15 protein-coding genes and 1 pseudogene are annotated in these 21,391 nt (G+C 72.6%); 4 read left to right on the plus strand and 12 right to left on the minus strand.

What is annotated here, in order from left to right; translation table 11 throughout:
- Positions 1–89: 89 nt before the first annotated feature.
- Positions 90–839 (plus strand): class I SAM-dependent methyltransferase, encoded by a 750-nt coding sequence (locus PV341_RS03570; protein ID WP_500356672.1) that lies wholly within the window; start codon positions 90–92, stop codon positions 837–839.
- Between the two features lie 31 nt (positions 840–870).
- Here the strand turns inward: PV341_RS03570 and ftsH are convergent, their stop codons facing one another.
- From ftsH to nsdA, 7 genes are all read right to left on the minus strand, one after another.
- Complete coding sequence (ftsH, locus tag PV341_RS03575; protein WP_499514221.1) at positions 871–2,805, minus strand: ATP-dependent metallopeptidase FtsH/Yme1/Tma family protein; 1,935 nt, start codon at positions 2,803–2,805, stop codon at positions 871–873.
- A gap of 36 nt (positions 2,806–2,841) precedes the next feature.
- Positions 2,842–3,357 carry a GNAT family N-acetyltransferase gene (locus tag PV341_RS03580; protein ID WP_500325671.1) on the minus strand — a complete coding sequence of 172 codons (516 nt, stop codon included), beginning with the start codon at positions 3,355–3,357 and terminating at the stop codon, positions 2,842–2,844.
- A 74-nt stretch (positions 3,358–3,431) separates the two neighbouring features.
- Positions 3,432–4,973 (minus strand): signal recognition particle protein, encoded by a 1,542-nt coding sequence (ffh, locus tag PV341_RS03585; protein ID WP_500325670.1) that lies wholly within the window; start codon positions 4,971–4,973, stop codon positions 3,432–3,434.
- Between the two features lie 84 nt (positions 4,974–5,057).
- Positions 5,058–7,535, minus strand: coding sequence for a [protein-PII] uridylyltransferase (locus tag PV341_RS03590; RefSeq protein WP_500325668.1), 2,478 nt, complete (start codon positions 7,533–7,535; stop codon positions 5,058–5,060).
- Between the two features lie 91 nt (positions 7,536–7,626).
- The gene (locus PV341_RS03595; protein WP_500325667.1) at positions 7,627–7,965 is read right to left on the minus strand and encodes a P-II family nitrogen regulator; all 339 of its coding nucleotides are present in this window, start codon (positions 7,963–7,965) and stop codon (positions 7,627–7,629) included.
- Positions 7,962–9,320, minus strand: a complete 1,359-nt coding sequence (locus tag PV341_RS03600; protein ID WP_499514217.1) for an ammonium transporter — start codon at positions 9,318–9,320, stop codon at positions 7,962–7,964. Before PV341_RS03600 ends, PV341_RS03595 begins: the two co-directional genes overlap by 4 nt.
- 393 nt (positions 9,321–9,713) lie before the next feature.
- Positions 9,714–11,228 (minus strand): transcriptional repressor NsdA, encoded by a 1,515-nt coding sequence (nsdA, locus tag PV341_RS03605; RefSeq protein WP_500356674.1) that lies wholly within the window; start codon positions 11,226–11,228, stop codon positions 9,714–9,716.
- 233 nt (positions 11,229–11,461) lie between these two features.
- Between nsdA and PV341_RS03610 the strand changes: the two genes are divergently transcribed.
- Positions 11,462–12,136: a bifunctional DNA primase/polymerase gene (locus PV341_RS03610; RefSeq protein WP_499514215.1), complete on the plus strand. Its 675-nt coding sequence runs from the start codon at positions 11,462–11,464 to the stop codon at positions 12,134–12,136.
- 73 nt (positions 12,137–12,209) lie between these two features.
- On the opposite strand, the gene ftsY is transcribed toward PV341_RS03610, so the two are convergent.
- Positions 12,210–13,436 (minus strand): signal recognition particle-docking protein FtsY, encoded by a 1,227-nt coding sequence (ftsY, locus tag PV341_RS03615; protein WP_499514214.1) that lies wholly within the window; start codon positions 13,434–13,436, stop codon positions 12,210–12,212.
- A gap of 100 nt (positions 13,437–13,536) precedes the next feature.
- Here ftsY and PV341_RS03620 point away from each other — a divergent pair, with 100 nt between their 5' ends.
- Positions 13,537–14,526: an LLM class flavin-dependent oxidoreductase gene (locus PV341_RS03620; protein ID WP_500325662.1), complete on the plus strand. Its 990-nt coding sequence runs from the start codon at positions 13,537–13,539 to the stop codon at positions 14,524–14,526.
- A gap of 93 nt (positions 14,527–14,619) precedes the next feature.
- Here PV341_RS03620 and PV341_RS03625 read toward each other — a convergent pair whose 3' ends face one another.
- The 4 genes from PV341_RS03625 to PV341_RS03640 form a co-directional block, all read right to left on the minus strand.
- Positions 14,620–16,050: a sugar porter family MFS transporter gene (locus PV341_RS03625; RefSeq protein WP_500356675.1), complete on the minus strand. Its 1,431-nt coding sequence runs from the start codon at positions 16,048–16,050 to the stop codon at positions 14,620–14,622.
- A gap of 205 nt (positions 16,051–16,255) precedes the next feature.
- Positions 16,256–19,813 (minus strand): chromosome segregation protein SMC, encoded by a 3,558-nt coding sequence (smc, locus tag PV341_RS03630; protein ID WP_500325659.1) that lies wholly within the window; start codon positions 19,811–19,813, stop codon positions 16,256–16,258.
- A gap of 175 nt (positions 19,814–19,988) precedes the next feature.
- Positions 19,989–20,177 carry a hypothetical protein gene (locus PV341_RS03635; protein WP_319131640.1) on the minus strand — a complete coding sequence of 63 codons (189 nt, stop codon included), beginning with the start codon at positions 20,175–20,177 and terminating at the stop codon, positions 19,989–19,991.
- A gap of 412 nt (positions 20,178–20,589) precedes the next feature.
- Positions 20,590–20,871, minus strand: coding sequence for an acylphosphatase (locus PV341_RS03640; protein ID WP_500325655.1), 282 nt, complete (start codon positions 20,869–20,871; stop codon positions 20,590–20,592).
- A 124-nt stretch (positions 20,872–20,995) separates the two neighbouring features.
- Between PV341_RS03640 and PV341_RS03645 the strand changes: the two are divergent.
- Positions 20,996–21,391: pseudogene (locus PV341_RS03645) on the plus strand (CAP domain-containing protein); the annotation flags it as partial.

A 21,391-nucleotide genomic window follows, 5' to 3' on the forward strand; every position in this document is an offset into this window, starting at 1 on the left:
GGCGCTCGATGACACCTACGCTCGCACGGCACCCACGAACACACCGGACCGACGGCAGGGCGCGTGACTGGGCGGAGATCCAGGAGCGGATGCTCGTACCGCTCTACGAGGCGGTGCACGAGCGGTTGGAGGTCGGCCCCCGCACCCGGCTGCTCGGCATCGGGTGCGGATCGGGACTCGCGCTGCTCATGGCCTCGGCCCGGGGCGCGGCGGTCACGGGGTGCGATCCGGACGAACGGCGCCTCGAACTGGCCCGGCAGCGGCTGCTGCCCGAGCAGCAGTGGGGCGCACCGGCACGGTCGCGCGGCGGGCGCACCCGGCTCGTGGCGGGCGGGCCGGAGGAGGTCCCCGTACCGGAGGGGGCACCGTTCACGATGATCACCGCCCTCGACCCGGGGACGGCGCCGGCGGCGCTGGTCCCGGCGCTCGGCGCCGCGGCGGGCCTGGCCGAGCGGGGCGCCCCGGTCGTGCTGGCCGGCTGGGGGCCGCCCGAGCGCTGCGCCACCGGGCGGGTGCTGCGGGTCGCGGCCCGGCTGGCCGAGCCGCGCGGCACCACCCCCGCGGTCCGGCTCAGCGGCCGTGACGACCTGGAGGAGCTGGCGCGGGAGGCGGGGCTGCGTCCGGACGGCTCGGGGCGGGTGTCCTGCCCGTTCGGCTACCCCGACATGGACAGCGCGGTGCGCGGCCTGGTGTCGACCGGGCTCTTCGACGCCGCCGTGGCGGCCACCGACGAGGACCAGGTGCGCAAGGAGCTGCGCGAGGCGCTGCACGCGTACCGGCGCGGCGACGGCACGGTCCGGATGGAGAACGTGTTCCGTTACCTGGTGGCCCGGGTGTAACCGGCAACGTTCCCGCGCGACCGCAGGGCGGCTACTCCACGGCCTTCGCGAGCCGTGGGATGCCCGCCGCCTCGTAGGCCTCGTCCTCCTCCAGCGTCTCGGCCTCCAGCAGCCGCTCCGCGAGGGCGTCCAGTTGCTCGCGGTGCCGGCCCAGCAGCCGGCAGGCCGTCCCGTAGCACTCGTCCACGATCCTGCGCATCTCGGCGTCGATCACGTCGAGGGTGGCGGGGGCGGCGGACAGTCCGTAGGGCTGCTGGGAGTCGGCCGGGATCGCCGAGAGCGGGCCGACCTTCTCGCTCATGCCCCAGCGGCCGACCATGCCCCGGACGACGTTGGTGACCTGCTCCAGGTCGTTCTCGGCACCGGTGGTGATCACCCCGAAGACGACGTGCTCGGCGGCCATGCCGCCGAGCGCGCCGATGATCCGGCCGCGCAGGTACTCCTCGGTGTACGCGTAGCGGTCGGAGTCGGGGGTGGAGAGGGTGACGCCGAGGGCGCGGCCGCGCGGGACGATGGTGATCTTGCGTACGGGGTCGGCGCCCGGGTGCAGCATGCCGAGCAGGGCGTGCCCGGACTCGTGGTAGGCGGTACGGCGGCGCTCCTCGATGGGGATCACGAGCGGGCGGGCCGCGCCCAGCTGCACCTTCTCCAGGGCGTCGGAGAGCTCGCCCTGCCCGACGGCGCCCTTGCCGCGCTTGACGGCGAGCAGCGCGGCCTCGTTGGCGAGGTTGGCCAGTTCGGCGCCCGTCATCCCCGGCGTCGCACGGGCCACGGCGGTCAGGTCGATGCCGCCCTCCAGGGGTACCTGGCGCAGGTGGATGCGGAGGATCGCCTCGCGGCCCGTACGGTCGGGCGGGCTGACGTGGACGACGCGGTCGAAGCGGCCCGGCCGGGTCAGGGCGGGGTCGAGGACGTCGGGCCGGTTGGTGGCGGCTGTGACGACGACGCCCTCGGAGCCGGAGAAGCCGTCCATCTCGGTGAGGATCTGGTTGAGGGTCTGCTCCCGCTCGTCGTGGCCGCCGATGCCGCCCGCGGCGCCGCGGGCACGGCCGATGGTGTCGATCTCGTCGATGAAGATGATCGCCGGGGCGACCTTGCGGGCCTCGGCGAACAGCTCGCGCACCCGGCCGGCGCCGACGCCGACGATCATCTCGATGAACTCGGAGGCGGAGGCGGAGAAGAACGGCACGTCGGCCTCGCCGGCCACGGCCCGGGCGAGCAGGGTCTTGCCGGTGCCGGGCGGCCCGGCGAGCAGCACGCCGCGCGGCATCCGCGCCCCGAGCGCCCGGTAGGCCTGCGGGCGCTTGAGGAAGTCGACGACCTCGTTGAGCTCGGCCTCCACCTCGTCGATGCCCGCCACGTCGGCGAAGGTGGTGCGGCGGCCCGCCTCCGGGACGACCGGCGTAGGTGGGGCCCTGCGGCCGAGGCCGCCCAGGCCGCCGAGCCCGCCCGCGAGCTTGCTCATCCGACGGGAGACGTAGAGCCAGAGCAGGACCAGCAGCAGCACCGGGGCGAGCGAGAGCAGCAGGTTGTAGAGCAGGCCGCGCTGCTGGACCACGGGTTCGGCGGTGACGGTGACCTTGTTCTTCGTCAGGGTCGCCCACAGGTCGTCGTCGGCGAAGACCGGCCGCTGGGTCTTGAACTGCATGTACGTGCCCTCGTCCGCCCCCGGCACGTCCTGCTTCTTCTTGAGCTGCCCCTCGATGGAGTCGCCCTTGGAGTAGATCTTCGAGATGTTGTCCGTGGCCAGCTGCCGGTTGAACTCGGTGTACGAGATCGTGGTCGGCCGGGACCCGGTGAAGAACGAGAGCACCAGGTCGGTGATGAGGAAGACGACGAGCGCCGTCAGGATCATGCCGCCCCAGCCGCCCATGCGGCGCCGTCGCCGGGTGGGCGGCGAGGCTGGCGCGCCCTCCGTCCGCCATGGGTCGTCCGGATTCTGCCGGGGCGGTACGGGATTGCCCATATCCCGACAATAAGGACAGTGCCGCTCCGGCGCCCCTCAGACCCCCGGCCACTCCTCGGCGGTGAGCGCGAAGCGCTCGTGGTCGCGCCAGGCGTCGTTCAGGTAGAGCATCCGGGGCGTGAAGCCCTCGTGGCGGAAACCGAGGCGCCTGGCCATGGCGACGGACCGTTCGTTCTCCGGCTGCACGTTGATCTCCAGCCGGTGCAGGCCCAGGCCCCGCGGTTCGGGGGCGAAGCAGCGGTCGACGACCAGCCGCAGGCCCTCGCTCATCCGCCCGGTCCCGGCGAAGGGCACGTAGCTGTCGTAGCCCAGGCTGCCGTTGCGGAAGCGCCCCATCACGATGTTGGCCACGTTGCACTTGCCGACGATCCCGCCGCTCTCCTCGTCGAGGATCAGGAACGTCCGCAGCACCGGCCCCTGGCGCCGCAGCAGTTCGGGCAGCCCGTCCGGTTCGACCGGGTTCCACCGGCCGACGTGCTCGGCGGAGCGCAGCACCGCCTCCCGGTAGGCGGGGGCGTCGGCCGGCTCCGGGGGACGGATGTGTACGCGCATGGGTCCATGATGCACGCGCGGCGGCGGCGTCCCCTGCGCAGGGGGCGCCGCCGCCGTACGGACACGGACCTGGGTCAGCCCATGAACTTCTTGAACTCGTCGGGCAGTTCGAAGTTCTGGCCCTCCTGGCCGGCCGGCAGGCCGAAGGCGCCACCGGCCTGCTGCTGCTCGCGACGGGCGGCGTCGGCCCTCTCCTGCTCGGCGCGCTTGAGCGGGTTGCCGCTCTGCCGCTTGCCCTTGGCCTTCTTCTGCTGCTTCTTCTGACGTGCGCCGCCGCCCATGCCCGGCATGCCGGGCATCCCCGGGATACCGCCCTGGGCCATCCGCGACATCATCTTGCGGGCCTCGAAGAACCGCTCCACCAGGCTCTTCACGGCGCTGACGTCCACACCGGAACCGCGGGCGATGCGGGCGCGACGGGAGCCGTTGATGATCGTGGGGTCCTGGCGCTCACCCGGGGTCATCGACTTGATGATCGCGGCCGTGCGGTCCACGTCACGCTCGTCGAGGTTGTTGATCTGGTCCTTGATCTGGCCCATGCCCGGGAGCATGCCGAGCAGCTTGGAGATCGAGCCCATCTTGCGGACCTGCTCCATCTGCTGGAGGAAGTCGTCGAGGGTGAACTCCTTGGGACCCTTGGCCAGCTTCTCGGCCATCTTCTGGGCCTCGGCCTGGCTGAAGGTCTGCTCGGCCTTCTCGATCAGGCTGAGGACGTCACCCATGCCCAGGATGCGCGAGGCCATCCGGTCGGGGTGGAAGGCGTCGAAGTCGTCCAGCTTCTCGCCGTTGGAGGCGAACATGATCTGGCGGCCGGTGACGTGCGCGATGGAGAGCGCCGCACCACCGCGGGCGTCGCCGTCGAGCTTGGAGAGCACCACGCCGTCGAAGCCGACGCCGTCGCGGAAGGCCTCGGCGGTGTTGACCGCGTCCTGGCCGATCATGGCGTCGACGACGAAGAGGATCTCGTCGGGCTGCACGGCGTCGCGGATGTCCGCGGCCTGCTGCATCATCTCGGCGTCGATGCCGAGGCGGCCGGCGGTGTCGACGATGACGACGTCGTACTGCTTGGTGCGGGCGTGGTCGAGGGAGTCCTTGGCCACCTGGACCGGATCGCCCACGCCGTTGCCGGGCTCCGGCGCGAAGACCGCGACGCCGGCCCGCTCCGCGACGACCTGGAGCTGGTTGACGGCGTTGGGACGCTGGAGGTCCGCGGCGACCAGCAGCGGGGCGTGGCCCTGGCCCTGCAGCCAGCGGCCGAGCTTGCCGGCCAGCGTCGTCTTGCCCGCACCCTGCAGACCGGCGAGCATGATCACGGTCGGCGGCTGCTTGGCGAACCGCAGCCGGCGGGTCTCACCGCCGAGGATGCCGACGAGCTCGTCGTTGACGATCTTGATGACCTGCTGGGCGGGGTTCAGCGCCTGGGAGACCTCGGCCCCGGTCGCCCGCTCCTTGACCTGCTTGATGAAGGCGCGCACCACCGGCAGCGCGACGTCCGCCTCCAGCAGCGCGATGCGGATCTCGCGCGCGGTGGCGTCGATGTCCGCCTCGGAAAGGCGGCCCTTGCCCCGGAGGTTCTTGAACGTCGCTGCGAGGCGGTCGGAAAGGGTGTCGAACACGTCGGTCGCGGATCCTCAGGTCGGGGGCGGGTGATAGGTCGTCCTCAAGGGTATCCGCCCGGGCCGCGAATGGTCTCCACCGCGTCAGCGCAGGGCCCGCTCCACCTCGTCGGCGACCTCGGCCGCCCGTACGTCGGGAAGCGGATCGCCCCCGGTGTCCGTGACGTAGAACGCGTCGACCGCGTTGGCGCCGAGCGTACTGATCCGGGCGGACCTGACGTTCACGCCGGTGGACTCCAGGGCCCGGCCGATGCGGTGCAGCAGCCCCGGGGCGTCGTGGGCGCGGACCTCGATGACGGTCGCGGCGCTGGAGCTGCCGGGGGCGACGGTGACGCGGGGCGGAGGGGGCGTGACCCCGCGACGGCGGGGGTACGCCGACTCCCGCTCCGCCAGCCGTGCCTCGATGTCGAGGGAGCCCGCGAAGGCCCGGGCGAAGTCGTTGCGCAGCCGTGCCGCCTCGGGCAGCGAGCCGTACTCGGCGGCCACCCGCCAGCGCAGGAGGGTCACCGGGCCCTGGTGGATGGGGTCGACCGCGCGCAGGTCGGCGGCCCGGACGGTGAGCCGGTGCAGGGCGAGCACGCCCGCCGCCGCCGCCAGCAGCCCGGGCCGGTCGGGGACGGCGAGCAGCAGCTCCACGCCGACGGGCTCGGGTTCGCCGTCCGCGGTCCGCGGGACCCCGTCGGGGTCGGGCTCGGCATGGGCGTGCAGCGCGATGACCGGGCCCCCGGTGCGCGCCGCCTCGACCGCCAGACGCTCCTCCTCCGCGGTGGGCTCGGGGTCGGCGGGTGCGGGCACCGCCCCGCTCACCAGCACGGCGGCGACCCGCTTGACCAGGTCGCCGACGAGTGAGGACCGCCATGCGCTCCAGGCGGCCGGACCGGTGGCGAGGGCGTCCGCCTCGGTCAGCGCGTGGAGCAGCTCCAGCGTCTCGGAGTCGCGGACGGCCTCGGCGACGCTCTGCACGGTGGCGGGGTCGTCCAGGTCGCGCCGGGTCGCGGTCTCGATCAGCAGCAGGTGGTGGCGGACCAGCAGGGCCAGCGTCTCCACGTCGGCGCGGCCGAAGCCGAAGCGGGCCGCGACGTCCCGGGCGATGACCTCGCCGGCCTCGGAGTGGTCGCCGGGCCAGCCCTTGCCGATGTCGTGCAGCAGGGCGGCGATGAGCAGCAGGTCGGGGCGGCCCACCCGGCGGGTCAGGCGCGAGGCGCGCACCGCGCACTCGATGAGGTGCCGGTCGACGGTCCAGATGTGCACGGCGTTGCGCTGCGGGCGGCAGCGGACCCGTTCCCAGTCGGGGAGCAGCCGCGTGATCATGCCCGCGGCCTCCAGTGCCTCCCACACCTGGACGGTGGACTCCCCCGCGCCGAGCAGCGTCACGAGCTGTTCGCGGGCCTCGGCGGGCCACGGCACCGGCAGCGGCCGGGTGGCCTGGGCCACGCTCAGCCGGCGGACCGCGTGCAGCGACAGCGGTACACCGTGCTCGGCGGCGGCCGCGGCGGCGCGCAGCGGCAGCACCGGGTCGCGCTCGGGCCTGGCCGTGAGCGCGAGGACGGCCTCGCCCTCGTGCTCCACGACGCCGTCGGCCAGCGGGGTGCGCTCGGGCGCGTTCGTGCTCTGCTCCGGGCGGGAGCGCCCGAGCAGCCCGCGGCGGCGGGGCCGCATCTGGCGGGAGCGCAGGACCCGGCCGACCTCGCGCCAGGTGACGTCGAAGGCGTAGCCGACGGTCCGGGCGGCCTCGTACACCTGGCGCAGCAGTGCATCGGCGTCGAGCAGGCCGAGTGCGCCGGCCACCTGGTCCTGCTCCTGCAGGGCCAGCCGGTCGGTGGCGCGGCCGGTCACCAGGTGGAGGGCGTCCCGGGCGTCGAGCAGCCGGGTCCGGGCGTCCTCCAGGCCCTCGCGGGGGGCGTCGGCGAGCCAGGAGGCGGCGACGGCGCGCAGGGCTGTGGCGTCGCGCAGCCCACCGCGGGCCTCCTTGAGGTCGGGCTCCAGCAGGTACGAGAGCTCCCCGTGGCGTTCGGCGCGCTCCAGGCACAGCTCGTGGAGCGCGGGGAGCCGCTTGGGCGCCTGGTTGCGCCAGTCGGCGAGGACCGCGGTGCGCAGGGAGGCCGTGAGGGCGGCGTCGCCCGCGATGTGGCGGGCGTCGAGGAGGCCGAGCTGGACCTTGAGGTCCTCGGCGGCGGTCTTGCGGGCCTCGGCGGGGGTGCGGACGGAGTGGTCGAGGGCGACGCCCAGGTCCCAGACCGGGTACCAGATCCCGTCGGCGAGGCCGGCGACGTCCGCGGGCCCTGCGGAGCCGTCGTGGAGCAGCAGCAGGTCGAGGTCGCTGCGCGGGGAGAGCTCCCCCCTGCCGTAGCCGCCGACGGCGACCAGCGACCAGCCCCGCGCCCCGGTACGGTCGGCCGCGCCGCGGGCGAGGTCGGCGAGCCAGGCGTCGGTCAGGGAGGCGAGCGCCTTGCGCCGCGGCGGCCCGGACGGGCCCTCGCCGTTCAGGAGGGCCAGCCGGGCCGCCGCATAGCCTGCAGGGGCGTGTCCGTCGTGGGCTTTCGCGTCGACGTTCTCCGTCACACTGTCTCCAGTCGCAGGCCGTGCGGTGGAACTGCTCGGGTTCGGTGGTGCGAAAGGGCGCGGCCGGAGTCCCGGCCGCGCCCCCGCGTCCTCAGAGCGCGTCCGGGCCGCGCTCCCCGGTCCGGACCCGTACGGCGGTCTCGACCGGGATGCTCCAGACCTTGCCGTCACCGATCTTGCCGGTACGGGCGGCCTTGACGATGACCTCGATCAGCTGGTCGGCGTCGCCGTCCTCGACGAGCACCTCGATGCGGATCTTGGGCACCAGGTCCACGGTGTACTCGGCACCACGGTAGACCTCGGTGTGGCCCCGCTGGCGGCCGTAGCCACTGGCCTCGGTGACCGTCAGGCCCTGGACGCCGAAGGCCTGCAGCGCCTCCTTGATCTCGTCCAGCCGGTGCGGCTTCACGACCGCGGTGATGAGCTTCACGCGTCCACCTTCTTCGACGGGGCGTCGGTCACCTGGGTGCCGCTGCCACTGCTGCTGTCCAGGGAGGAGAGGGCGGAGCGGACCGCGCCGGCCACGCCCGCGAAGTCGTAGCCGGTCTCCGCGTGCTCGGCCTGGTCGATGCCCGCAACCTCGGTGTCCTCGCTGACGGTGAATCCGATCACCAGGTCGATGAGCTTGGCAAGGATCGCCGAGGCGATGAGCGAGTAGAACAGGACCACGCCGACGCCCAGGAACTGCTTCCACAGCTGGTCGAAGCCGCCGCCGTAGAAGACGCCCTTGGCGGTCTGGCCGACCCCGCCGGTGGCGAAGAAGCCGATGAGCAGGGAGCCGACGATGCCGCCGACCATGTGGACGCCGACCACGTCGAGGGAGTCGTCGTAGCCGAACTTGTACTTCAGGCCGACCGCGGCGGCGCAGGCCACACCGGCGATGACTCCGACCGCGATCGCGCCGAGCGGGCTGACCGAGCCGCAGGCCGGGGTGATGGCGACCAGTCCGGCGACCGCGCCGGAGGCGGCGCCCAGCGTGGTGAAGGAGCCGTGCTTGATCTTCTCGTAGGCGAGCCAGCCGAGCATCGCGGAGGCGGTGGCGACCTGGGTGTTGGTGAAGGCCACGGCCGCGACGCCGTCGGAGGCGAGCCAGGAGCCGGCGTTGAACCCGAACCAGCCGAACCACAGCAGGCCGGCGCCGAGCATGACCAGCGGCAGGTTGTGCGGGCGGAACGGGTCCTTCTTGAAGCCCACGCGCTTGCGGATGACGAGGATCACGCCGAGCGCCGCGGCACCGGCGTTGATGTGCACCGCCGTACCGCCGGCGAAGTCGATCACGCCGCGGGTGAAGAGGAAGCCGTCCGACGCCCAGACCATGTGGGCGACCGGGAAGTACACGACCGTCGCCCACAGGGCCACGAAGAGCGACCAGGCGGTGAACTTCACCCGGTCCGCCAGGGCGCCGCTGATCAGGGCGGGCGTGATGATCGCGAACATCAGCTGGAAGACGGCGAAGACGTAGACCGGGATGGTGTAGCCGTCCCACAGCTGGGAGATCCCGATGTTGCGCATGCCGGCCCAGTCGAAGCCGCCGAAGAAGGCGTTACCGGAGTCGAATGCGACGGTGAACCCGTAGAGCGTCCACAGCACGGTGACGATGCCGATGGCGATGAAGCTCATCATCAGCATGTTCAGCACGCTCTTGACCCGCACCATGCCGCCGTAGAAGAAGGCGAGACCGGGGGTCATCACGAGCACCAGCGCTGCGCTCAGCAGCATGAACGCCGTGCTACCGCTGTCGAGCGTGGGCGTATCTGCGGCAAGCGTCAAGAAGCCTGCTGCCATCGGCGTCTCCTCGTCATCCGAACGGCCCGTGCGGGAAGCGGGCTCGATGGGCCGGTTTTCGCCATGAGGTTGTCCCAGCCGGGTTTCCGTCGACGCCATCGGGTGTTTCGGAACCGTGACGAAGAAGTCGTCCGTGTTACGTCGGGATGAACCGCCACCCCAGCGGGCGCCGCCATGACGACGCCGTCACGACTCCGTGACCCCTCGGGCGGGCCGACGAGCTGTATACGTGCCGCGCGGGCCGGGGTGTACAAACCTCGCCACGCCGTCGAACGGACGGGTCGGTGGACGAGGACCGGCCGCGGCGGGCCACCCGGTTGACCTGGCATGGGGGAGCCGAGTCGGGCTGTCGGGATGGCCGGCCGCGGCCGGGGTTCGGGGTGGACCGCCGGGTCAGGCGGTCCCGGCGACCTCGGGGAGGTCGGACGCCAGGCGCTCGCTGAGCTGGGCGACCTCGGCGATCCTGCCGTAGTCACGCAGCGCGGTGTCGGCGGTCTTGCGGATGCGGGTGTTCACCCGCTCGGAGCGCACGTGCTTGGCGACGTCGATGGCCTGGACGGTGAGGCCGGCGGCCTCCTCCGGGCTCCGCTGGAGCAGGTGCACGGTGGCCATGCCGATCAGGTTGAGGGCGTAGGCGCGCTGGTGGACGGTGTCCTGGGAGAAGAGCTCGACGGCCCGCTGCATCACCGGGTGGGCCAGCGAGGCGTACGTGGGGCTGCGGCCGGCCACGTACGCCAGGTCACGGTAGGAGTGGGCGTTCTCGGCGTTGAGCTCGGCCTCGTTGAAGAAGCTGATCCAGTCCGGGTCCTCGGTGGGGCGGGAGTCGGTGTAGGAGTCCTCGGCCATCCGCACGGCGCGGTGGCACTTGCTGACCTGGCCCATGTTGGCGTAGGCGCGGGCCTCCATCGCGTACAGCATCGCCTGGGTGGTGGCGGTCGCGCTGTCCCTGCTGCCGTACTGCGCCAGGTGGATGAGTTCCAGTGCGTCGTCGGGCCGGTCCAGGTGGATCATCTGGCGGCTCATGCTGGACAGGACGAAGGCACCCAGCGGGCGGTCGTCCGCCTCCTTGGCCGCGTGCAGGGCCAGGACCAGGTACTTCTGCGCCGTGGGATGCAGGCCGACGTCGTACGACATCCAGCCGGCGAGCGCGGCGAGCTCGGCGGTGACGCGGTAGAGCCGCTTGGCGACGGACTGCGGATGGGACTCCTGGAGCAGGTCGGTGACCTCGTGCAACTGGCCCACCACGGCCTTGCGGCGCAGGCCGCCGCCGCACTGGTTGTCCCACTGGCGGAACATCACCGTGGTGGCCTCCAGCAGCTCCAGCTCGGGCTCGGAGAGCCGGACTCTGCCCCCGGGCTCGCGCGGCGGCGGGACGTCGGCGCCGGACGCGGGGGTGGGCACCAGCCAGCGCTGCATCGGCTCGACGAGGGCGGGGCCGGCGGCCAGCGCCAGGGAGGTCCCGAGGAAGCCGCGGCGGCCGAGCATCAGGTCGCTGCGGGAGAACTCGTTGATCAGCTGGACCGTCTGCGGCCCGGCCCACGGCAGGTCCACGCCGGTCGCGGCGGGCGGCTGGTGGGCGGGGCGCAGACCGAGGTCCTCCACCGGGACGACGGTGCCGAAGCGTTCGGAGAACAGCTCGGACAGGATGCGCGGGATGGGTTCGCGCGGCTGTTCGCCGTCCAGCCAGCGGCGCACCCGTGAGGTGTCCGTGCTGACGTGCAGCGCGCCCATCTGGCGTGCCCTGCGGTTCACCTGACGGGCGAGTTCGCCCTTGGACCAGCCGCTGCGCACAAACCAAGAGGTCAACTGCGCGTTGGGCTGCTTGTCCTGTGTGCCGCCCACCGTGACGCCCCCATTCCGTCGCCCAACACCTCCGGGGATGAGGGCCGTTGCCTGCCTGGCCCCCATGTGCCTCAGTGTCCTACGAGTCTTGCCTCCGGCATACCCGCCGGCCCGCACACTTCCGGGGCTTGCAAACCGAAAGTAATCCTACGATCACCCATCCGGCGATGCCTCCAGCGAAAACGCCACCATTCGCCACCCCTTCGAATGAACTACATGTGCACACGGCGCGATTCACTTGACACATGCCGATCAGGCACGGGCGTAACCATCGGCAACTGCGACCCGTTGGGGGTGTCATGGGCTTCACGATCGGCAGCATGCGGGAGATGCGACACATCCGCTCGGGCGCGCGCCGCCGGACGCACGCCTCGGCGTGCACCACCGTGGCGGAGTACACCGGGTTGTGCGGATGGGCGGTGGCGCCGGGTGCGCGCGCCACGCGCGGGGGCGGGCAGTGCTCCTGCGGTGACCCGGGGTGCAAGGCACCGGGCGCCCACGCGCTGGAGTTCGCCGGCGAGGTGCCGGCCGGGGCCACCCTCGAGGAGGCCGTGGCCGCCTGGGAGCGCGTGCCGGGCGCGGCGCTGATGCTCCCCGTGGGACGCGCCTTCGACGTGATCGACGTGGCGGAACGATCCGGCGTACGCGCCCTGGTGCGCCTGGAACGCATGGGGCTGCGTCTCGGCCCGGTCATCGCCACCCCGGACGGCCGGGCGCAGTTCTTCGTCGCGCCGGGGGCCGCCGCCGAGCTCCCGCACCTGCTGTACCGCATGGGCTGGGACGACGCCGACCTCGACCTGCGCTGCCTCGGGCCGGGCGACCACGTGACCGCCCCGCCCTCCGACCTCGGCGGCCTCGGCCCGGTCCGCTGGCTGCGGCCGCCGGCACTGGACGCCGCCCGCCAGCCGCCGGAGGCCCGGCTGCTGCTCGGCACGCTGGCGTACGTCTGCCACCGGGACCGCGCGTACGCGTGAACGACGAGCAAGGGGCGCACTCGGAGGAGTGCGCCCCTTGTCCACGTGTCCGCTCGTCCCCGAACGCCGCCGGCTACGAGCCGATCAGCGCGTCCACGAAGGCCTCGGGCTCGAACGGGGCGAGGTCGTCCGCCCCCTCGCCCAGGCCGATCAGCTTGACCGGAACGCCCAGCTCGCGCTGGACGGCGACGACGATGCCGCCCTTGGCCGTGCCGTCGAGCTTGGTGAGCACGATGCCGGTGATGTCGACGACCTCGGCGAAGACCCGGGCCTGCACCAGTCCGTTCTGACCCGTCGTGGCGTCCAGGACCAGCAGGACCTCGTCCACCGGGCCGTGCTTCTCCACGACGCGCTTGACCTTGCCGAGCTCGTCCATCAGGCCGGTCTTGGTGTGCAGCCGGCCCGCGGTGTCGATGAGCACGACGTCCGCACCCTCGGCGATGCCCTCCTTCACCGCGTCGAAGGCGACCGACGCCGGGTCGCCGCCCTCGGGACCGCGCACGGTCCGGGCGCCGACTCGCTCGCCCCATGTCTGCAGCTGGTCCGCGGCGGCGGCGCGGAAGGTGTCGGCGGCGCCCAGCACGACGCTGCGGCCGTCGGCCACCAGGACCCGGGCGAGCTTGCCGGTGGTGGTGGTCTTGCCGGTGCCGTTGACGCCGACGACCATCAGCACGGCCGGCTGGTCGGCCCCGTCCCCGTTCGGCAGCCCGTCCGTGTGGAGCGTGCGGTCCAGATCCGTGCCGATCAGGGTCAGCAGTTCCTCGCGCAGCAGCTGCCGCAGGTCGGCGGGGGTGCGGGTGCCGAGCACCTTCACCCGGGTGCGCAGCCGCTCCACGAGTTCCTGGGTGGGTGCGACCCCGACGTCCGCGGTGAGCAGGGTGTCCTCGACCTCCTCCCACGTGTCCTCGTCGAGGTGCTCGCGCGCGAGCAGCGTGAGCAGCCCCTTGCCGAGCGCGTTCTGCGAGCGCGAGAGCCGGGAGCGCAGCCGCACCAGACGGCCGGCGGTGGGCTCGGGCCGCTCGATCTCGGGGGCGGCCGGGCGCTCCTCGACGAGGACGCCGCCGGCGGAGGCGTCTTCCGACTCGGGGAGCTCGACCTCTTCGATGGTCCGGCGGGGTTCGTCCCGCGGGGCCTCCGCCTCGTCGCCGATCTGCGGTTCGGCGGGGGGCGCGGTGATCGTCGGCTGCTCGGTGGGCGGTGCGGGGGGCAGCTGCTTCCTGCGGCGGCTGCCCACCACCAGCCCGCCGGCCGCCAGGATCACGACCAGGGCGATGACTACGGCAAGAATGACGGTTTCCATAACCCGTCCAGTATCGGTCACGCGGCGGGCCCTCCCGGGAGCCACCCGGCGGGGGTCCACGAGTCTGTTCATCTGACGGTTCGTCAGCTAACGTCGGCGCATGCCCGCCACTGTCGTACGTTTCAACCTCGTCGACCCCGCGGCCGCGCCCGGGGCGCTGAGCCACCGCTACCGGGCGGCCCTGGAGATGGCCGCGTACGCCGACGAGCACGGCGTCGCCACCCTCCAGACCGAGGAGCACCACGGCTCCCCCGACGGCTGGCTGCCCTCACCCCTGACCTTCGCGGGGGCGGTCCTCGGCGCGACCCGCCGGATCGCGGTCACCGTCTCCGCGCTGATCGGACCGCTGTACGACCCGCTGCGGCTGGCGGAGGACCTCGCGGTGCTCGACCACGTCGGCGGCGGCCGGCTGGTCACCGTCGCCGGCATCGGCTACCGCCCGGAGGAGTACGCGGCCCTCGGGGTGGACTGGCACCGGCGCGGCGCCCTCCAGGACGAGCTGCTGGAGACGCTGCTCACGGCGTGGACCGGTGAGCCCTTCGTCTTCCGCGGCCGGACCGTCCGGGTCACGCCCCGCCCCCACAGCTCCCCGCACCCGCTGCTGATCGTCGGCGGCAGCTCGCGCGCTGCGGCGCGCCGGGCGGCGCGGTTCGGCCTGCCGTTCTTCCCCAGCGCCCACCTCCCGGAGCTGGAGACGTACTACCGGGAGCAGCTCGCCGAGCACGGCACCGAGGGCTGGTGCCTGATGCCCCCGCCGCAGGTGCCGCTGCTCCACCTGTCCGAGGACCCCGACCGCACCTGGGCCGAGTACGGGCGGCACCTGTTCCACGAGGCCGCCACCTACGCCTCCTGGCAGTCCGCCGGCATCCGCTCGGCGGTGCGCTCCAGCGCGGCCTCCCCGGAGGAACTGCGCCGCGAAGGCGTCTACCGCGTGGTCACCCCCGACGAGTGCGTCGCCTTCGCGGAGGCGAGCACCGACCCGGCCGCCGCCCTCGTGCTGCACCCGTTGTGCGGGGGCATGCCGGTCGAGGAGGGCTGGCGGAGCCTGCACCTGTTCGCCGAGCAGGTGCTGCCCCGGCTGAAGGACTGACCGGGCCCGGCCGCGAGCGGCCCGGCGCACGGCGCCGCCCCCGGGCCCGGAGGGGCACCACGGGGGCGGCGCGGCGGGAGCGGGTGGGGCCGGTCAGCCCATCTCCTCCAGGGTCTTGCCCTTCGTCTCCGGGACGAACCTGACGACGAAGGGGACGGAGAGCGCGGCGAAGGCCGTGTAGATCACGTAGGTCAGCGACAGGTTCCAGTCCGACAGGCTGGGGAAGCTGGCGGTGATCACCCAGTTGGCGACCCACTGCGCGCAGGCGGCGACGCCGAGCGCGGCGGCGCGGATCCGGTTCGGGAACATCTCGCCGAGGAAGACCCACACCACGACGCCCCACGACAGGGCGAAGAAGAGCACGAAGGCGTGCGCTCCGACGAGTGCCACGGCGCCCTCGGTGCCGGGGAGGCTGATGTGGCCGCCGGTGCCGGTCTTGTGGGAGAAGGCCCAGGCGACCAGGCCCAGCGAGACCGCCATGCCGACGGAACCGATGAGGGCGAGCGGCTTGCGGCCGATCCGGTCGACGAACAGCATCGCGATCACGGTGCCGATGATGTTGATGATCGACGTGGTGAAGGAGTAGAAGAACGAGCTGCTCGGGTCGACGCCCACGGACTGCCAGAGGGTGGCCGAGTAGTAGAAGATCACGTTGATGCCGACGAGCTGCTGGAACACCGACAGCCCGATGCCGACCCACACGATCGGGGCGAAGCCGAAGCGCCCGCCGAGCAGGTCCTTGAAGCGGGAGCGGTGCTCGCTGCGCATGTGCTCGCGGATCTCGGCGACCCGTGCGGCCGTGTCGGTGTGCTCGCCCTCGACGTCGCGCAGCACCTTCTCGGCGTCGGCGGTCCGGCCGGCGGAGATCAGGAAGCGGGGCGACTCGGGGATCGCGAAGGACAGCAGGCCGTACAGGACGGCGGGCACGACCATCACGCCGAGCATGACCTGCCACGCCTCGACGCCCAGCAGGTCGCCGCGCTGGTCGCCGTCGGCGGCCTGGAGCAGGCCCCAGTTGACGAGCTGGGAGACGGCGATGCCGATCACGATCGCGGCCTGCTGGAAGGAGCCGAGCCGGCCGCGGTACGCGGCGGGCGCGACCTCGGCGATGTAGGCGGGGCCGATCACCGACGCCATGCCGATGGCGAAGCCGCCGACCACGCGCCACAGCGCCAGGTCCCAGAGGCTGAAGGGAAGGGCGGAGCCCACGGCGCTGACCGTGAAGAGCGCGGCGGCGATCCGCATGACGCGGATGCGCCCGATGCGGTCGGCGACGCGGCCCGCGGTGGCGGCGCCGATCGCACAGCCGATCAGCGCGATGGCGACGACCTGGGCGAGCGCGGCCGAGCCGATGTCGTACTTCCCGCGGATGCCCTCGACGGCGCCGTTGATGACGGAGCTGTCGTAGCCGAAGAGGAAGCCGCCCATGGCGGCGGCCGCGGTGATGAAGATGACGTGCCCGAGGTGGTCGGCATGGCCGCCGGAGCGGCCGGCCGCCTGGGACTTCGGTGCGGTGGTGGTCACTGGTGAATCTCCCGGACTCTGCATTGAGCCCTCAGGTGGGGGGCAGGAGCAACGAGTGCCGGGACTCCCCAAGTCACCATCACTCGAACGCTAAAACAACATTGCAGACCTTATTCCTACAATCTTCAAAGTCAAACCCGCCTATTTTGACGCAACAGAGCAGAGGACCCCCCAGGGATCCCCTGCATTCGTTCACAACGTGAAGTCAGTCCTTGAGGCGCTGACTGATGACCTTCGACACGCCGTCGCCCTGCATGGACACGCCGTACAGTGCGTCGGCGACCTCCATGGTCCGCTTCTGGTGGGTGATGACGATCAGCTGCGAGCTCTCCTGCAGCTCACGCATGATGCGGATGAGGCGCTGCAGGTTGGTGTCGTCCAGCGCGGCCTCGACCTCGTCCATCACGTAGAACGGGCTCGGCCGGGCCTTGAAGATCGACACCAGCAGCGCCACGGCGGTCAGCGAGCGCTCGCCGCCCGACAGCAGCGACAGCCGCTTGACCTTCTTGCCCGGCGGCCGGGCCTCCACCTCCACACCGGTGGTGAGCATGTTCTCGGGGTCGGTGAGGATCAGCCGGCCCTCGCCGCCGGGGAAGAGCCGGGAGAACACGCCCTCGAACTCGCGCGCCGTGTCGTGGTACGCGGAGGTGAAGACCTGCTCGACCCGCTCGTCCACCTCCTTCACCACCTGGAGCAGGTCGGCCCGGGTCTTCCTCAGGTCCTCCAGCTGTTCCGAGAGGAACTTGTGCCGCTCCTCCAGCGCCGCGAACTCCTCCAGCGCCAGCGGGTTGACCTTGCCCAGCTGCTGGTACGCCCTCTCCGCCGCCTTCAGCCGCTTCTCCTGCTCGCCCCGGTGGTACGGGCGCGGCGCGTTGCGCGGGTGCTCCGGGTCCTCCGGCAGCACCTCGCCCTCGGCGGGCGGGGACGGCGGCACGAGCTGGTCCGGCCCGTACTCCGCGACCAGGCCCTCGGGCTCGACGCCGTACTCCTCCAGGGCCTTGCCCTCCAGCTGCTCGACCCGCATCCGCTTCTCGGCGCCCAGCACCTCGCCCTTGTGGACGGAGTCGGTCAGCCGGTCCCGTTCGGACTTCAGCTCGCGGCCCTGGCGGCGCGCGGTGTCCAGCTCCGCCTCGCGCTCGGCCTTGGCGCGCTCGGCCGCGCCGCGTTCCTCGTCCGCGCGCCCCAGCGAGACCTGGACGCAGGCCAGCAGGCCGTGCGCGCCCTTCAGCACCGCCGAGGCGACCTGCGCCTCGTACTCCAGACGTGCCTTGCGCCGGGCGGCCCGCTGCCTGGCCTCGCGCTCGGCGCGGGCGGCGCGGTCCAGGCCGTCGGCGCGGCCGGCCAGGCCCTTGACCCGCTCCTCGTGGGTACGTACCTGGAGCCGCGCCTCCATCTCGGTCTGCCGGGCGTTGGCGCCGTCGGCGGCCAGCCGGTCCCGCACGGAGGTGTCCGGCTCCTCCTCGGCAGGGGCGGCCTCCGCCTCGCTCAGCCGGAAGGAGAGCTCCTCGAACTCCTCTATGGCGGCCGCCAGGGACTCCTCGGCGCGGCCCACGGCGGCGGCAGAACGTTCCGCCTCCCCCGCCGCGGCGCGTGCCTGGCCGCCCAGCCGGCCCAGCTGCTGCGCCACAGCCGACTTCTCCTTCTCCGCGGCCCGCCGACGCTGCGTCAGCTCGTCGACCACCCGGGCGGCAGCCGACCGGCGTTCCTTGGCCGCGGCCTGCTCGTGCGCGAGCGCCTCGCAGCGCCCGGCCAGTGCCTCCAGCTCCGCGGCGGCCTCGTCGACGGCGGCCTGCACCTCCAGCAGGCTGGGGGCACCGGCAGAGCCGCCGTGGGCGAAGTGGGCGCCGAGGACATCGCCTTCGGCGGTCACCGCGGTCAACCGCGGGTGGGCGGCGACCAGTGACTCGGCGTCGGCGAGGCTCTCCACGACGACGTAGTCCCGCAGCAGACGGCGCACGGCCGGGAGCAGTTCGTCGGGGCCGCCGACGAGCGAGGCCGCCGCACGCGCGCCCGGGGGCACCGCGGCGGTCTCCTGCGGGGCGGCGTCACCGGCGAGGAGCAGCGTCGCGCGTCCCGCGTCGTCCTTGCGCAGCAGCCGCAGCGCCTCGGCGGCGGCGGACGGGCCCGAGACGGCGACGGCGTCGGCGGCGGCGCCCAGCGCGGCCGCGACCGGCACCTCGTGGCCCGGGGCGACGGTGAGGAGTTCGGCGGCGGGGCCGAGCAGCCCGGCCAGGCGGTCGCCCGCGGCGAGCAGGGCACCGGTGCCGTCCTTGCGGCGCAGGCCGAGGGCGAGTGCGTCGTGGCGCGCGGCGAGGGCGGCCCGCCGGCGTTCGGCGGTGGTGGCGGCCTCGCGGGCGGCGGAGTGGGCCTCGTCGGCGCCGGCCTGCTCGTCCTTGGCCGCTTCGAGGCGCTCGTCGAGCTCGGAGTCGTCGGCGTCCAGGTCCTCGACCCGGGCGCGGAGTTCCTCGTACTCCTCCTGCGCGGACTCGGCACGCTCGCGCGCCTCGTCGCGGGCGGCGGTCAGCCGGCCGATCTCGGCTTCGGCGGATCCGGCCTTGGAGCGGGCGGCGTTGACCTGACCCTGCAGGCGGGCCAGACCCTCGCGACGGTCGGCGATGGCGCGGGCGGCGGCCTTGAGCGCCTTGTCCTCGTCCGCGAGGCGGCGTTCCAGCTCGGCCCGGTGGTCGACCGTGTCGTCCAGGGCGCGCTGGGCGGCCTCCAGGGCGTCGGTGAGTTCCGCCTCCTGTTCGCGGATGCGGGCGGCCTCGCGCTCCATGTCCTCCGGATCGCGGCCGCGCCGCTCCTCGGCGGGCTGCGCGGTGGCATGACGTACGCGCTGCTCGGCCAGGCCGATGGTGCCGCGCACCCGCTCGGCCAGTTGCGACAGCCCGTACCAAGTGGCCCGGGCGTCGGCGAGCCGCGGCGCGAGGGCCCTGACCTGCTCCTCCAGCCGCGCCTCGCGTTGTACCGCGGCCGCCAGCTCCGCCTCGACGGCGTCGCGGCGCTCCTTGAGCGCGGCCTCGTCGGCGACCTCGGCGTGCAACGCCTTCCGCAGGGTGACCAGGTCATCGGCGAGCAGTCGCAGCCGGGCGTCGCGCAGGTCGGCCTGGATGACCACCGCCCGGCGGGCGACTTGTGCCTGCCGGCCCAGCGGTTTGAGCTGACGGCGCAGCTCACCGGTCAGGTCCTGGACGCGGGCCAGGTTCGCCTGCATGGCGTCCAGCTTGCGCAGCGCCTTTTCCTTGCGCTTGCGGTGCTTGAGGACCCCGGCCGCCTCCTCGATGAAGGCGCGGCGGCCCATCGGATCGGCGTGCAGCACCGAATCCAGTTGCCCCTGGCCGACGATGACGTGCATTTCGCGGCCGATACCGGAGTCGGAGAGCAGTTCCTGGATGTCCAGCAACCGGCAGGTGTCACCGTTGATCTGGTATTCGCTGCCGCCGTTGCGGAACATGATCCGCGTGATGGTGACCTCGGCGTAATCGATCGGGAGGGCACCGTCGCTGTTGTCGATCGTGAGCGACACCTCGGCCCGGCCGAGCGGCGGCCGTCCCGTCGTGCCGGCGAAGATGACGTCCTCCATCTTGCCGCCGCGCAGCGACTTGGCGCCCTGTTCGCCCATGACCCAGGACAGCGCGTCCACGACGTTGGACTTGCCGGAACCGTTCGGGCCGACGACACAGGTGATTCCGGGTTCGAATCGCAGGGTCGTCGCCGAGGCGAATGACTTGAACCCGCGCAGGGTCAGGCTCTTGAGGTGCACGCCGCTGGACTCTACCTCCCGCTCCCGGTTTCACCGAGGAATGCGGGGGGCACATGCAATGCAAGGGCGGAGATCATGGGAGGGCTAACGGGGCGGCAAACGACGAAGGGACGCCGGGGCGTCCCTTGCACATTCCCAAACGGAGTCGTTTCCCCTGACCGGCCGAAAGGCCGGGTCAGGCGAGAACCGGCTCCGCGTGAGGTACGTCGACGAGCTCGTGCGAGGCAGCGGCCAGCGCATCGTTCTCGGCCTGGATCCGTACGAGCTCGGTTTCCAGGTCCTGGACACGCTGCTGCAGCCTTCGCATCTCGGCGAGGAGTCGAGGGTCGGGGCCGCCGACGTAACCGAGAAGCGCCTTTGCCATGATGGATGGTCCTCCACGCTGAGTGACCGACCGGGGAGCGGTGTGGGTCGTGAGTGAGGGGTTATAGGCACCCGCGCCGTGTGCGCCGAAGCTGCCCTTTGCCATGCCTACAGCTGCGGTGCGCGGGGCTTCCAGCGTCTCACCAAATAGTTAGACGGTCAACACGATCACAGCCCGGGCGTCGGGTGCGCCTAAGAAAACACGGCGCGAGAGGGCGCCGCGGGCGTCCCGCGTGGCGTGGAGGACAGGGCCGTCGACCGCTCCCCGAAGATCACCGCGTCCTCGATGTCGGCAGCCTCGCACGCGGTGCGCGAAATGGCAACCTCCTTGTCGCTCTTGCCACGTGAGATTGCCGTTGATCTGTCACCTCACCCCTCACCTGCGAGGACGGGGCGGTGTGCGGGTCGGTGGGTCAGCGGATCGCGAAGCCGTCGTAACCGCCGCGCGGCTCGCCCCAGATTTCGGTGACGCCGTCGACGCGTCCGGGCGTGTCGCCGGTCCGCAGCCAGTCGAGCAGACCGTCGCAGCGCGACCGCTCACCTTCGGCCACGATCTGCACGCGGCCGTCCGAGAGATTGCTCACATACCCGTCGAGTCCGCCGATCTCCAGTGCGTTCACGCGCGTCCACCAGCGGAAACCCACTTGGTGTACTCGGCCCCGCACCCAGGCGGTGAGTCGGACAGCGTCGTTCATGAAAGCACGCTAACCCCTCAGTTGCCCAGGGTTCACACCTGCCCCGCCTGTCTTTCGGTACAGTCGCGCCGCAACAGGACTCACCCGTTCGGGTGAACACCGTCGACATAAAGGACTGCACCGGATGGGCCGCCACAGCCGTAAAGCCTTTGAGCCGGCGCCGTTCTCGGAGGAGGCGCCGCGCCACCGCGGGCAGAGCAGCAGGGCCCGGCGGCGCAAGCAGAACCCGGTGCGCACCGGGCTGCTGGCCTCGTCCGCCGCGCTGGCCGTGGGTGCGATCGGCGTCTCCAGCGGGCTGCTGCCCTCGCCGGACGGCTCCGGCGGGTTCTCGTACCACGACGACGCTCCCGGCCAGGTCCAGGCCGCCGGGCTGCCGAACACCGCGAGCCCCCAGGACGTCGGCGCCATCCCCGCCGACCGGGACACCTCCGCACCCGCCAGCCGCGGCAACGCCCGTACGACCGCGCCCCCCGCCGCCCCGTCGGCACCGGCGACCACCGCGACGCCGACCCCCTCCGCC

Source organism: Streptomyces sp. PA03-1a, from assembly GCF_033792805.1.
In the GTDB taxonomy this organism is placed as follows: Bacteria; Actinomycetota; Actinomycetes; order Streptomycetales; family Streptomycetaceae; genus Actinacidiphila.

What these genes read in the sequence shown, in the direction of transcription:
- PV341_RS03570 (WP_500356672.1), top strand. Translation starts at nt 90, where the DNA reads ATGCTCGTACCGCTCTACGAGGCGGTGCACGAGCGGTTGGAGGTCGGC.
- ftsH (WP_499514221.1), bottom strand. Translation starts at nt 2,805, where the DNA reads ATGGGCAATCCCGTACCGCCCCGGCAGAATCCGGACGACCCATGGCGG.
- PV341_RS03580 (WP_500325671.1), bottom strand. Translation starts at nt 3,357, where the DNA reads ATGCGCGTACACATCCGTCCCCCGGAGCCGGCCGACGCCCCCGCCTAC.
- PV341_RS03600 (WP_499514217.1), bottom strand. Translation starts at nt 9,320, where the DNA reads ATGGCAGCAGGCTTCTTGACGCTTGCCGCAGATACGCCCACGCTCGAC.
- nsdA (WP_500356674.1), bottom strand. Translation starts at nt 11,228, where the DNA reads ATGGGGGCCAGGCAGGCAACGGCCCTCATCCCCGGAGGTGTTGGGCGA.
- PV341_RS03610 (WP_499514215.1), top strand. Translation starts at nt 11,462, where the DNA reads ATGGGCTTCACGATCGGCAGCATGCGGGAGATGCGACACATCCGCTCG.
- ftsY (WP_499514214.1), bottom strand. Translation starts at nt 13,436, where the DNA reads ATGGAAACCGTCATTCTTGCCGTAGTCATCGCCCTGGTCGTGATCCTG.
- PV341_RS03620 (WP_500325662.1), top strand. Translation starts at nt 13,537, where the DNA reads ATGCCCGCCACTGTCGTACGTTTCAACCTCGTCGACCCCGCGGCCGCG.
- PV341_RS03635 (WP_319131640.1), bottom strand. Translation starts at nt 20,177, where the DNA reads ATGGCAAAGGCGCTTCTCGGTTACGTCGGCGGCCCCGACCCTCGACTC.
- PV341_RS03640 (WP_500325655.1), bottom strand. Translation starts at nt 20,871, where the DNA reads ATGAACGACGCTGTCCGACTCACCGCCTGGGTGCGGGGCCGAGTACAC.